Annotated in this window: 10 protein-coding genes; 3 read left to right on the top strand and 7 right to left on the bottom strand. The window is 69.6% G+C overall.

What is annotated here, in order from left to right:
• The 3 genes from qhpC to peaA all read right to left on the bottom strand — a co-directional run bounded on the left by qhpC (position 1) and on the right by peaA (position 3407).
• On the bottom strand, positions 1 to 327 hold the full coding sequence (qhpC, locus tag PLC66_RS00615; RefSeq protein WP_324536853.1) for a quinohemoprotein amine dehydrogenase subunit gamma: 327 nt from the start codon (positions 325 to 327) through the stop codon (positions 1 to 3).
• Positions 324 to 1754 (bottom strand): quinohemoprotein amine dehydrogenase maturation protein, encoded by a 1431-nt coding sequence (peaB, locus tag PLC66_RS00610; protein ID WP_324536851.1) that lies wholly within the window; start codon positions 1752 to 1754, stop codon positions 324 to 326. The genes qhpC and peaB overlap by 4 nt, the downstream gene beginning before the upstream one ends.
• A gap of 69 nt (positions 1755 to 1823) precedes the next feature.
• Complete coding sequence (peaA, locus tag PLC66_RS00605; RefSeq protein ID WP_324536849.1) at positions 1824 to 3407, bottom strand: quinohemoprotein amine dehydrogenase subunit alpha; 1584 nt, start codon at positions 3405 to 3407, stop codon at positions 1824 to 1826.
• Between the two features lie 325 nt (positions 3408 to 3732).
• Between peaA and PLC66_RS00600 the strand changes: the two genes are divergently transcribed.
• Positions 3733 to 4722 carry a helix-turn-helix domain-containing protein gene (locus tag PLC66_RS00600; RefSeq protein ID WP_324536847.1) on the top strand — a complete coding sequence of 330 codons (990 nt, stop codon included), beginning with the start codon at positions 3733 to 3735 and terminating at the stop codon, positions 4720 to 4722.
• Between the two features lie 60 nt (positions 4723 to 4782).
• Here PLC66_RS00600 and PLC66_RS00595 read toward each other — a convergent pair whose 3' ends face one another.
• Positions 4783 to 5679 (bottom strand): LysR family transcriptional regulator, encoded by an 897-nt coding sequence (locus tag PLC66_RS00595; RefSeq protein WP_324536845.1) that lies wholly within the window; start codon positions 5677 to 5679, stop codon positions 4783 to 4785.
• A gap of 122 nt (positions 5680 to 5801) precedes the next feature.
• Between PLC66_RS00595 and PLC66_RS00590 the strand changes: the two genes are divergently transcribed.
• Together PLC66_RS00590 and PLC66_RS00585 are read left to right on the top strand one after the other, a co-directional pair.
• Positions 5802 to 7403, top strand: a complete 1602-nt coding sequence (locus tag PLC66_RS00590; protein ID WP_324536843.1) for an amidase — start codon at positions 5802 to 5804, stop codon at positions 7401 to 7403.
• Positions 7404 to 7553: 150 nt separating this feature from the next.
• On the top strand, positions 7554 to 8906 hold the full coding sequence (locus PLC66_RS00585; RefSeq protein ID WP_324536841.1) for a DcaP family trimeric outer membrane transporter: 1353 nt from the start codon (positions 7554 to 7556) through the stop codon (positions 8904 to 8906).
• Positions 8907 to 8918: 12 nt separating this feature from the next.
• Here PLC66_RS00585 and qhpG read toward each other — a convergent pair whose 3' ends face one another.
• From qhpG to PLC66_RS00570, 3 genes are read right to left on the bottom strand one after another with little or no spacing between them, the layout of a single operon-like run.
• The gene (gene qhpG / locus PLC66_RS00580) at positions 8919 to 10262 is read right to left on the bottom strand and encodes a flavin-dependent monooxygenase QhpG (protein ID WP_324536839.1); all 1344 of its coding nucleotides are present in this window, start codon (positions 10260 to 10262) and stop codon (positions 8919 to 8921) included.
• Entirely contained in the window at positions 10252 to 10935 is a 684-nt protein-coding gene (gene qhpE, locus PLC66_RS00575; RefSeq protein ID WP_324536837.1) for a subtilisin-like serine protease QhpE, read from the bottom strand. The genes qhpG and qhpE overlap by 11 nt, the downstream gene beginning before the upstream one ends.
• A 2-nt stretch (positions 10936 to 10937) precedes the next feature.
• On the bottom strand, positions 10938 to 12668 hold the full coding sequence (locus PLC66_RS00570; protein ID WP_324536835.1) for an ABC transporter ATP-binding protein: 1731 nt from the start codon (positions 12666 to 12668) through the stop codon (positions 10938 to 10940).
• Positions 12669 to 12673 lie beyond the last annotated feature (5 nt).

The raw sequence follows: 12673 nt of genomic DNA, 5'->3' as shown, positions 1-12673 counted from the left end.
TTACAGCTTGTCGCCCGGGAAGACCGAGCCGAGATTGCGCCAGTCCTCGCGCGAGTTGGTCGCGTCCTTGTTCCAGTCCGGGTAGGTGTTCATCACGTCCGGCACCTGGGCCGGCCACCAGCACGGGTCGGCGCAGCCATAGAGATCGGACTCCATCGGCTGGCACAGCGAGGACACGCCACCGAAGGCGTCCACTTCCCAGCCCGGGTCCACGGTCGCCGCACAGCCGGCGATGGCGCTCATCGCCACCACTTCCTCGACCCGGTTCTCGCCCACCGCCTTGTCCAGCAGCCGCGCCTTGTTGTTGATCGCCTTGAGATGTTTCATGACGCCCTCCTCGGGGTGATGTGCTGTTCGATGAAGGCCGGGTTGCCGGCCATGATGCGGCTGTAGACCTCGATGCCGAAGTCCACCCAGTCGCGCATCAGATCGCAGTAGTGGTAGGTGGGATGTGCCGGGTCGCCGTAGCGCGCGTAGCTCTCGTGGTAGCAGCCGCCCGAGCACAGGTTGCGGATGCGGCAGCTGGCGCAGCCGGTATCGGTGCGATCCAGGCGCTGGGACAGGAAGTCGCCGAGCTGCTCGCGCTTGATGCCGTTCTTCACGTCGCCGAAGGTCGGCAGCGTGGAGCCGGTGAAGCGGTGGCACAGGTTCAGTTCGCCCTTGTGATCGACCGCCAGCATCTTCAGCCCGGCGCCGCAGGGCAGCGCCTTCTTGTGACCTTCGTGCAGGTCGGTGATGAGCTGGTGCATGTTCGAGAAGCCGATGTTGCGCCCCGCCAGCGCCGCTTCCAGGTAGCGCTCGCCAAGCCGCTTGAGCCCGGCGAATACCTCGACCAGCTCCTCGCCGGTGAGGTTGAAGGTGCTGATATCGCCCGAGGTCACCGGCGCGAAGCCCACTTCGGCGAAACCGAGTTCGTTGAACAGGTGGTCCCAGATGCGCTCGACCTCGGTGGTGCCGTGGGTCAGCGTCACCCGTGCCCCGACCGGCCGTGCGGTGTAGCGCGACAGCAGGCGCTCGGCCTTGCGCCGCACGGTCTCGTAGCTGCCCTGGCCGCCGACGGTAAGCCGGTTGCGGTCGTGGATCGCCTTGGGGCCGTCGATGCTGATCGACAGGCCAAAGCGATGGGCATTGAGCCAGGCGATGGTGTCGTCGGACAGCAGGGTCGCATTCGTCGTCATGACGAAATCGACCGGCTTGCCGAGCTCGGCGAAGCGCGCCTCGCAGTACGCCACCACGTCCTTGATCAGCGGCAGGTTGCTGAGCGGCTCGCCGCCGAAGAAGACGACGTTGTAGCGCGGCTCGTCGGGCGACTCGCGCAGCATCATCTCGATCGCGTCACGCGCGGTCTCGAAGGCCATCTTCTTGCCCGCCGAGGGCTTGTCGAGGTCTTCCTTGTAGCAGTAGGTGCAGCTCAGGTTGCAGCCGGTGTTGACGTTGAGCACCACCGTGGTGAGCGGGAAGCGTTCGAAGGTGTGTGCGAGCGCACTGGCGCCGGCCGGGCGGCCGTCGTCGATGAGCTCGAGCGCCACCAGCTCGCGGATCGCCTCGGCCACCTCGTCGGCGTCGAACTCCTTGCGCAGGCCATCGATCAGGGCCTCGGCGGTGAGGCTCTGACGACGGATGCGATCGATCAGCGCCGCGGTCAGCGGGTCGAGCGCGAACAGCGAACTGCTCGGGATGTGGAACAGCATGCGCGTTTCATCGACGCGCAGCTCGTGCAGGTTGTTCTGCACCAGATTCAAGACGGCACCCATGGGAGCCTCCTTCGGTGTCGGGGTTGCGGAGGGCAGGCCACGCCTGCCGGAAACATCGCGCGCGGCGGATCAGGGCAGCGGCGGGTTGTTCCAGCGCGGCGGGGCTACGATCACCTGCCCTTCGCCGCGCAGGCGCTCACCGCCCTGCGCCACTTCGGCCACCACCTTGAGGTTGCCCACGTTGCTCGCCGACATGCGGCGCGCCGGGTTGGGGCCGGCATCGCCCGGCACGAACACCCCGCTCGCGGCATCCATCAGGCCGGCGAACCTGACGTCCTCGTCGCGCACCGCGGCCTCGTCGAAGGGCTCGACCGACCACAGCGCCGGCACCACGCCGATGCGGAAGTCGTCCTCGGTGCCGGGCTTGCCGTCGGCACCGGCCGCCCAGGCCTCGGCATCGAAGCGCGCTTCGACCTTGGCTGTCGGTGTGCCGTTGCCGCCGATGCGGGCGACCGCGAACGCGGGCAGCACCTTCACCGCGGCGATGCTGTCGTACAGCGCCAGGCTGCCGCCCGACGCCGCGCCGACCGCGACCGGATGCACGCCGCGCGCCGCCGCGTCGGCCTGCACGCGGACCACGACCTCGGTGGCCGAGCGCTTGACCGTATCGAGCAGTTTCACGCCCTGCGGCAGCGTCACCTCGCCCGTCAGGCCGGAGCCGACGATGCGCAGCTCGGCCGCCTCGCCCGCCTTCAGGTAGGCTGGATGTACCGCCAGCACGCGGCTGTTGCCCGCCTGCTGCAGGCTGGCGAGCACGTCGGCGCCGACCTCGTCCTGATCACGCAGGAACATGCGCCCACGCATCACGCCGTCCTCCACCGCAAACACCTGACGCATCGGCGTGCCGTCCACCACCAGATCGCCACGCCACTCATAGCCGGTGTAGATCAAGGCCTGACCCTTGCCCTGCATCGGCTTGCCGTCGTCCCAGCGACCGTCGATGGCAAGCGTGTAGCGGTCCTGGCCCTCGCCCGCCGCAACCTTCATCACGCCCGAGAAGCCACCGCGGCCGGTCAGGTGGCCACTCATGCTCCACTCGCCCTTCACTTCCTGCGGCGCCCGCGCCTGCCACTGCGTCCAGGCTTCGGACGCCAGCGGCAGCTCGCTCGCCAGCTCGGGCACCATCTCCTTCAACGCGATGCCGAACCAGTCGCGGTCGCGCGCTAGGGCCTGGTACTCGGTGGTCGGGAACTGGCCAAGGTGGAAATGCACCAGGTGCTCCCACTCCTGCGCCGGGCGGCGCTGCAGCATCACCCGCGCCCCGGAATGGCAGCGCGCGCACATCTGGGTGAATTTCTCCGACTCGAAGGCCTCGACGGTATTGAGCCGACGCTCCACCGCGTAGCGCACGCCGGCGGTCTCGGACGGCGCCAGCCCCTGGGTGTCGGCCAGGTGCTTGACCACCGTGCGGCGCTCCTCGTCGCTGATCTTCAGGCCGTGGATGATCTGCATGCGCGCCACCGACATCAGCCAGCCTTCGGGGGTCTTGCGCTGCTGGCTGATGCGGCTGAGGCCTTCATCGCCCTGGGTGTGACAGGGCAGGCATTTGGCGCGGATCAGCGCTTCGGCCGAGGCGACGGCCGGCGGGGATGCCAGCGCGACGCCAAGGGCTACCAGGCTGCTCGCTGCAGCCGTCGTTGTTTTGATCTTCAAGGCCGGATCTCCTCTTGTGTCCTCTGATGAAGCGCCCACCGCTCCCGATCGTCGCCGGGCTCCTGCAGAAGGCTTCATTCATCCTAGGCCACCGTTCGCCAGTCGCGTTAGCCGAAAACGGCAAGCGGAGATCCGGCGTCCGGCTTGCCACGGCGTGCGCTGACGTGCCATTCTGAAATCGGATCGGGGATCACACAGCCAAGGCGGAAGTCCTTGATCAGCTCCTGTCTGAAGTCCATAACGACAACGACGATCGCACGCCGATCGGGAAAGGAAGAGACATGTTGGCCAACACCACCGGGCCGCTCCCGGGGGAGTGCAGGCAATGAGCCCGGCCGCCGCGAAGACGGGGAAGCTCCCTTATTCGCATGCTCGACGCGACACGCAGGATGCCGACGATCACGCCGCCTGCCTGAGTAACTGGCAGCAGCGCTACGATCAGCTGAGCGCCGGCAGCTTCGCCGGACTGTTCGAGGAGTTCTGCTTCGACAAGGTGCAGCTGTTCCGCGAAGGGCTGAACCAGTCGGTACACCAGACCGGTGGGGCCTGGCCGGGGTCGCGCACATTCGCGGTCCCAGTCGCGATCGACGGCACGGGGTGGTTTGCGGGCGAGGTCTATGGCGCGCACTCCATGCTGACGCTGGGGGGGACGGACGAGCTGGACTTTCGCACACCTCGCCAGCTCGAGATCCTGGCCTGTACGGCAGATGCGAAGGCGCTCGGCGACTACGCGCAACAGGTCGATCATCGAAACCTCGAGGCCGAGCTCGCCGGGCGCAGGATGGCGCCGGCGACGCCCGAGCGGATCGAGGCACTCGGCAGACTGCTGGCCACGATGATGACCAGCCTGCGCGCAACGCCCGAATTGCTGCAGCACGCGCAGATGCGCAAGGCGATGGAGCAGGCGCTGTTCGCGACCCTGCTCGACACGCTGTCGTGGGACGCCGGCCAGCAGACCGCCGCCCCCTCGTGCCACGCCCGCCAGCTCGTGGTGGCGCGCGCCCGCGCCTACATGGAAGCCCACATCGACGAACCGATCACCGTCGCCGACCTGTGCATCGAGCTCGGTGTGTCGCGCCGCACCCTGCAATACAGCTTCCAGGACGTACTCGACCTGAATCCGGTGAAGTTCCTGCGCGCAATTCGCCTCAATGCGGTACGGCGCGCGTTGAAGGCCACCGACCCGGGCGGCCGCACGACCGTCGCCGATATCGCCGCGCGCTGGGGTTTCTGGCACCTATCGCACTTCGCCGCCGAATACAAGACGATGTTCGGCGAACTGCCCTCGGAGACGCTCCGACGGACCGAGCGATAGATTTTGCTTTTGACGCCATTAGCCCAAATCGGCAACCGGACGCCAGCACGGACCTCACGCTCAGGCTTGGAAACAGGCCCTCGCCTGCTCGTGGATGTGCACCAGCGCGGGTGACAGCGTGCGCCCCGGCAAGCGCACGATGGCATAGCTCCCGTGAAGCACGCCGGGCATCACACCGAGCGGCACCAGCTCGCCCGCCTCGATCTCGGCCCGCATGATCGCCAGAACGCTCATCAACACGGTGTCGCTCTGCATCACGACCTGGCGCTGAATCTCGTAGCTGTCGCAGCGGTAGGTCATCAGCCGGTTCGGGTGAGCCGCCGGGCCAAAGGTTTCAACCAGTGTCTGCGCCAGCGCATCACTGACTGCCGAGCAGGCCACCGGATAGTTCAGCAGCGCAGCGAAGTCCACCGCCGGCAGGTCCAGCAGCGGATGGCCACGGCGGCACAGGAAGTCACCCGGCAGCGTGGCGAGATGTTCAATCGCCAGCCCATCAGGATCGCCGATGTCGGTCGCATCGACGACAACCACATCGAGACGCTCGGCGCGCAGCATCTGCAGCAGTTCCCGCGTGCGTCCCATAGTGACATTGATGCGCAGCCGCGGACGCAGTCGCGCCTGCTCGACCAGGCAACGGCGCAGCAGCATCGAGGCCGGCGTCGGACTGACGCCCAATGCGAGCTCACCGAACTCGCCCGCGTGCACCAGGGCCAGCTCGCGCTGCAGCTCGGTTTCCTCCTGCAAGACCCGGCGCGCGCGAACCAGCAGCGACTGCCCGAACGCGGTCAGCCGCGTGCGGTGGCCGATGCGGTCGACCAGCCGCGCGCCCAGCTCCTGCTCCAGCGCCTGGATGCTGCGGCTGAGTGCCGACTGGCTCAGGTGCACCGCCTCGGCGGCGCGGTTGAAGGTGCCGTATTCGCACAGTGCGACGAAATGCCTGAGCTTGCGGGTGTCCATATCAGCTCCATAAGTGGATGCAGTATCTGCATCCATTCAATGAATATTATGCGCTTGAGTAATCTTCACTGCGTTTCCAGAATCCGCCGCGGGCGCTTGCCCAGCACAACAAGGAGACGAGGATGGACAATATGCGCAACAAGGCGGGCGGCGGACCGGCCGGCACGCCGCAGACACCGGGCATGGGCCGGCGCGAGTTTCTGCGCCGCGCCGGCCTGCTCGCGGCCGCGGCGGCCGTGCCCGGCGTGCCGGGGGGCCATGCCGTAGCGGCAGGCGGTGGCGCCGCCACCGCCACGGACATCGTGATGGCCGACGCGCTCGAGCTGTCGGGCTGGATCAGCGCGCGCAAGCTGTCGTGCCGAGAGGTGATGAACGCCTTTCTCGACCACATCGAGCGCGTCAACCCGGTGGTCAATGCCCTGGTGTCGCTGCAGGACCGCGAGCAGCTGCTGAAGCAGGCCGACGAGCGCGACACCCAGCTCGCGCGCGGCCAGTACCTGGGCTGGATGCACGGCCTGCCGCAGGCGCCGAAGGACCTCACCAACACCGCCGACATCCCCACCACCAACGGCTCGCCGATCTTCAAGGACTACGTGCCGAGGCAGGACTCGATCATGGTCGAGCGCATGCGCCGCAGCGGCGCGATCATGATCGGCAAGTCCAACACGCCGGAATTCGGGCTCGGCTCGGTGTGCTACAACACCGTCTTCGGCATCACCCGTAATGCCTACGATCCCGGCCGCAATGCCGGCGGCAGCAGCGGCGGCGCCGCGGTGGCGCTGGCGACCCGCATGCTGCCGGTCGCAGACGGCAGCGACATGATGGGCTCGCTGCGCAATCCCGCGGCCTACAACAACGTCTTCGGCTTCCGCCCCTCGCAGGGACGCGTACCCTTCGGCCCCACCGGTGAGGTCTTCTTCCAGCAGATGGCCTACGAAGGCCCGATGGCGCGCAGCGTGCGCGACCTCGCGATGCTGCTTTCGGTTCAGGCCGGTCACGATGCGCGCACGCCGCTGTCGATCGACCAGGATCCGGCAATCTTCACCGCCTCGCTGCAGCGCGACTTCAGCGGCACCCGCATCGGCTGGATGGGCGACTACCGCGGCTACCTGCCGATGGAGTCCGGCGTGCTCGAGCTGTGCCGCGAGGCGCTGAAGGGCTTCGAGGCGATCGGCTGCGTGGTCGAGGAGGCGATGCCCGACTACCCGATGGCGCAGCTGTGGGACACCTGGCTGACCCTGCGCCACTTCACCATCGCCGGCCTGGGTGGAGGCTTGTATGCCGACCCCGCCAAGCGCGCGCTGATGAAGCCCGAGCTGATCTGGGAGATCGAAGGCGGACTGAAGCTGGGCGCGACGGAGGTATGGCAGGCAAGCGTGCAGCGCAGCAAGTGGTACGAGGCCCTGCGCCGCCTGTTCGAGACCTACGACTACCTGGTGCTGCCGACCGCCCAGGTGTTCCCCTTCGACGCCGGGCTGCACTGGGCGACCGAAGTCGCCGGGCGGCCGATGGACACCTACCACCGCTGGATGGAAGTGGTGATCGGCGGCACGCTCGCCGGGCTACCGATCATCAACGTCCCGGCCGGCTTCGACGCCCGGGGCCTGCCGATGGGCCTGCAGGTGATCGGCCGCGCCCAGGCCGACCGTGCCGTGCTGCAGCTCGCCCACGCGTACGAGCAGGCGACGCGCTGGGTCCAGCAGCGCAAGCCGGCCCTGCTCTAAGCCGGGCGCACCCGCCCCGCGGGCAGTCGCCGGCCACATCCCCGCTCGAGTCCAACCCGACGACCGCGCCTCCGGCACGGCCGGCGGCCGGCGCACGCCCCTACCGCCCACCAGCCCGGGCCGATCGCACGAACAATGAAGGAGACAGACATGAATCACCACCGCCTCGCGCAGCCCACGCTGCGCACCCTCGCCGCCGGCCTGCTGCTGGCGTCCACCACGACCGCCCTGGCAAACGACGACGTGGCCGAGCTGCGCCGCATGGTGCGCGACCTGCAGGCCGAAGTCGCCGCGCTGAAGGAACCGCTGCGTACCGCGGCCGCACCGGGCCCCGCCACCACGCCGCCTGCCGGCCGCTACGTGGAGGTCGGCGAGCTGCCGGGCTCGTTCAAGCTGCCCGGCACGGACACCTCGATCAAGGTCTACGGCCATGCCCGCCTCGATGCCACCTACGACATCAAGGGCCGACTGTCGAACATCAACACCGTGGGCTGGGCCAACAGCCTGTTCGTGCAGCCGCTCGACCACAGCGCAGCCGGCGGCCGCCACGGCCAGACCTACGCCACCGCGCGCGGCTCGCGCTTCGGCTTGCTCGCCTCGACGCCGACCGCGACCGACGCCGGCCCGCTCACCGCCAAGCTCGAGGCCGACTTCGACGGCCGCAACGACCTCGGCGGCGAGACCCAGACCAGCCTGCGCCTGCGCGAAGCCTATGTGAAGCTCGGCGGCCTGCTCGCCGGGCAGACCTGGAGCACCTTCGTCGATCTGCGCGCGATTCCCGAACTGGTCGAATGGAACAGCACCGGCATCGTCCCCACCATCCGTCAGGCGATGCTGCGCTACGGCCTGCCGCTGGGCGAGCGCGGACGCGTCGAGTTCGCGGTCGAGAACTCGATCGGCAACAGCTGGACACGGCCGCCCAACGCCGACTTCGACACCGGTTACGACCTTGTCGCGCGCTATGACCAGGACACGGACTGGGGCCACTTCTCGCTGCGCGGCGTGACGATGCAGTACGACAACGAGCGCCACGACCGCCGCGGTTACGGGCTCGCCGCCAGTGCGCGGGTCAACCTGGGTACGCGCGACAGCGTCGTGCTGCTGGCGGCCGGCGGCGAAGGCATCGGCCGCTACATGTACAACGGCCTGGTGCAGCAGGCGGTTGACAGCACCGAGGGCATCCGGCTGTGGCAGGGCTGGGGGGCCCATCTGGGCTACACGCACAAATGGAGCGACGCCCTGCGCAGCACCGCCGCCTTCGCCTGGACGCGCTTCGCCCGCGACGACGAGGCGAACGCCGCCCAGCTCGCCGCGGTGGGCGGCCCGCTGTCGGACTTCGCGCCCAACCGCCGCCTGCGCCAGCTCTTCCTCAACACCTTCTGGAATCCGTACCGCAACGTCGACGTCGGCGTCGACTACAGCTTCGGCGAGCGTGAGACCTTCCAGCACGACAAGGGCACGATCAGCCGGGTCAGCGCGATGATGCGCTATCGCTTCGAGTAGTCCCGGCGGCGCTCAGGGCAGCCAGCGCTGGGCGCGCATCCAGCTCAGCAGTGCGCGCGCACGCGCCGGCGTGAGGCCGAAGCGCGCGCACAGCAGCGCCTGAGCCGCTTGCGGGGCATGCGTCGTGCCCCCCTGCTCGCGCACGGCGCGCAACAGCGGCGCCACCGCGATGTCGTCGACATGCCAAACACCGAGCGGCTGGTCGGGCGTCACCACGACTTCCTCCTCGAGGATGCGGCCCTCGCACACCACCGGCCGGCGTGCGACATCGACGCGGTCTGGCGTCACCACGGCGTGCAGCGGGGCGGCATCGGGCCAGCCGCGGCGCGGCGCCCAGAACGGCGACTGCGGCCAGCGCGTCTCCTGGGCGTAGAAGTCGCGGCCGATGCGCGCGAAGCGGTAGAACAGGTGCTCGATGCGCTGGGTGTGGAATTGCTGCGCGAGCTGTGCGCGTGCCGGGTCGTGGCGCAGCGTGGCAACCACCGCCGGCGCCTGCAGTGCAGAAGACAGGGCCTGGAAGATGCCGTTGCCCGACAGCGGATCGACTGCCATTGCCGCATCGCCGACGCGGATCCAGTCCTCGCCCGCCACCGCTTCGTTGAGCACCGCCGTACTGCTGCGGGCATGTGGCTCGCCGACCGGGGCCGCGTCGCGCAGGAAGGGCGCCGCCGCCGCGACTGCACGAAAACGCGCGTTGCAGTAGTCGCCCAGCGCTCTCTTCGGCGGCAGCGCGGCGCTGGCGACGTCCACCGTCAATTGCAGATAACGCCGTCCATCGGCCAGGGCGGCCATCCACATCCAGCCGTCCTCGACGCTGAGCACGGCCGAGCCGGCCTCGCCCACCGGGCCCCGCCAGTACTGCAGCAGCGATACCGTCTCCACCCCGCGCACCCGCGGCGTGCCGCCGCCCGGCGCAGCGCGTCCCCGCGCCTCGACGAGGAAACCGGCGGCCAGCCTGCGCAGCCCAGCGTCAGTGTCGATCTCCAGCTCGTGGCGACCCGCCGTCGAATGCAGCGCCGTCACCCGGCCACGCACCACCGGCACGCCCAGGCGCTCGAGATCGTCCAGCAGCCCGTGGTCGAAGCGCTGGCGGTCGACCAGGCTTTCCTGGTTGGCCTCGGTGTAGGTGCCATTCCAGCTCGCCCGCCGCGGCGAAGGCGGCGCGAAGGCCTTCAGCGCCTGCTGCAGGCCAAGGCCGCGTAGCGCATCGATGACCCGGCCCGATACGCCCTCGACCGCTGCGAAGCGGCGCGGCTCGCCCACCAGCACCACCGGCTCGCCCATGCGTGCCAGTCCGATCGCAACGGCCGCGCCGGCCGGCCCCGCGCCGATGATGACGATGCCTTCAGCCGCCATGCTGTCTTGTCCTCGGGTTGTCCACGCCGTGGTGGCTGGCCTGCGCCGCCAGCGCGGCGCGCAGGCCGTCCGCGCTGCCCCCTGCCACCAGGTAGCGCGCCGCCAGGCCGCTGAACCAGGCGCAGGCCATGCTCGCACCGGCGCCCGTGAGGCTGCCGTCGAGCGGGCGCACATGGGCGCCGAAATCGACCTGGGCGGTGCCGATCGTAGCGAGCTCGGCGGGCGCACAACGCGCATCGCCGGTCACCCGCAGCACGCCAGGGAAGGCCGCGGGATACACCGCCGCACCACGCGCGGGCGCCGCCGCGCACAGGACGACCCCAGCCGCCGTTGCGCGTGCGCACGCTTCGGCCAGCACCGGGCGCGGTTCGCGCAGGCCAAGGCTGAGATTGACGAGTTGGGCGTCACTGGCCACCGCCCAGTCGATTGCCGCCGCCACCTGCGCCGCAGTGGTCGTCAGGCGTTCGCGGAACACCTGGGCGACCAGCAGGTCGGCCTGCGGGGCACAGTGCAGCAGGATGTCTGCCACCCGGCTGCCATGACCGAGCGTGTCGCCAGTGGCCGGCACCTGATTCAGGCCGATGTGGTCGACCACGAAAGCGGCCGCCGCGCGCACCCGTGGCGCATGCGCCACCGCACAGCCGCTATCGACCACCGCGATCCGCAGCGCCATCGCTACACCGGCTCCGCCGCGGGCGGCAGGACCTCGAGCCGCCCGCGCTCGAGCCGCACGCGCACATCGCAGCCGGCGAGCGTCGCCGCGCGATGGCTGATCAGGATGCGGGTGCGTCCGGCGAAGAGCGCATCGACTTCGGCAATGATCGCCGCCTCTGTCGCCTCGTCGACCGCCGAGGTCGCCTCGTCCAGCACCAGCACGCAGGGATCCTGCAACAGCGCGCGTGCGATCGCGATGCGCTGGCGCTGGCCGCCGGAGAGCTGCTGGCCGCGCTCGCCTAGCAGCGTATCCAGGCCCTGCGGCAGGCTGGCCACGAGCGCATCGAGATGCGCCCGCCGCGCCGCCGCGCGCACCGCGTCGTCGTCTGCCTGCGGTGCGGCATAGCGGATGTTGTCGGCGAGCGTGCCGCGGAACAGGACGATGTCCTGGCTCACGACCGCCACCGTGCGGCGCAGCTCGCCGAGCGGGACCGCGCGCAGGTCGACGCCGTCGAGACGGATGACCCCGCCTTGGGGGTCATAGTGGCGGTGCAGGAGATCGATCAGCGTGGACTTGCCGACGCCGGAGGCGCCGGTCAGCGCCAGCTTGCTGCCTGCCGGGATCGTCAGCCGGGCACGGTCGAGCACCGCCTCCGCACGCCCCTGGTGGCGGAAGCTGACTCCCTCGAACGCGATCTGGCCTCGCCAGGCTGGCGCGGGCGCCGGCGCCAAGGCGGCATCCGCGCCCTCCACGACATCGGCCGAGGCCTCGCGCAGCTCGCTGACCCGCATCAGGCTTACGCTCATGCGCTGGATCGCGACGTAGAGGCCGAGCAGGCTGTTGACCGGCCCGGTGGCCATGCCGAGGTAGGTCGAGAAGGCGATCAGGGCGCCGAGCTGCCAGCTGCCCTCGATCACCCACCAGCCGCCGATCATGAAGGCGGCGGCGCGGGTCAGCGAGGTCAACGTCGCCGGGATCGCATGCGTCATGAACTCGGTGCGCTGCAAGCGCAGCAGGTCGTCGAGGTAGCGCGTGCCGAGGCCGTCGAGCCGGCTGCGCTCGTCGGCCTCGCGGCGCGAGGCCTGGATGAACTTCATCGCCGGCAGGGTCTCGACCAGGAAGCTCGACACATCGGCCGCGCGCTCGCGCACGGTGCGCGTGCGGACCTCGACCTTGCGCCGCATCCAGCGCAGCCACAGGGCCTCGAGCGGCACCAGCACCAGCACCAGCAGCGACAGCTGCCACGACAGGCTCAGCATCAGCGCCACCGCCCCGACCAGACCGATCACGCTGCTGACCGCGGCGAACAGGCTGTCGACCGCGAAGCGCTGGATCTCGGCGACGTCGCCGTCGAGGCGCGACATCAGGTCGCCCATGCGCTGGCGGCCGTAGAAGGCCGGCGACAGCGTCTGCAGGTGGCGGTAGAGGTCGCTGCGCAGGGCGAACAGGATCATGCCGGAGAGCCGCGTGTGCAGTTGCCGGTTCACCCCGGCGAGCACGGTGCCGGCGATGCCGACCACGATCATCGCGCCGGCGACCAGCAGCAGCGTGCGGTAATCGCGCGCCAGCAGGCCGTCGTCGATCAACAGCTTGGTCAGCCAGGGCTGCAGCAGCACCAGCAGCGTGGCGGCGAACGACAGCAGCAGCAGACCGGCGATGCGACGCCGCTGCGGGCGCACGAAGCCATACAGCCAGCGCAGACCGCGGCGTAGCTCGTCCGGTCGCTCGGCGTGGATCAGGCCGGCGAGCATGATCG

Origin of the sequence: Thauera sp., from assembly GCF_035444905.1 — a bacterium.
Taxonomy (GTDB): domain Bacteria; phylum Pseudomonadota; class Gammaproteobacteria; order Burkholderiales; family Rhodocyclaceae; genus Thauera.
The sequence above is the reverse complement of the archived record's forward strand: the minus strand, read 5'-3'. Positions and strand labels throughout refer to the sequence as shown.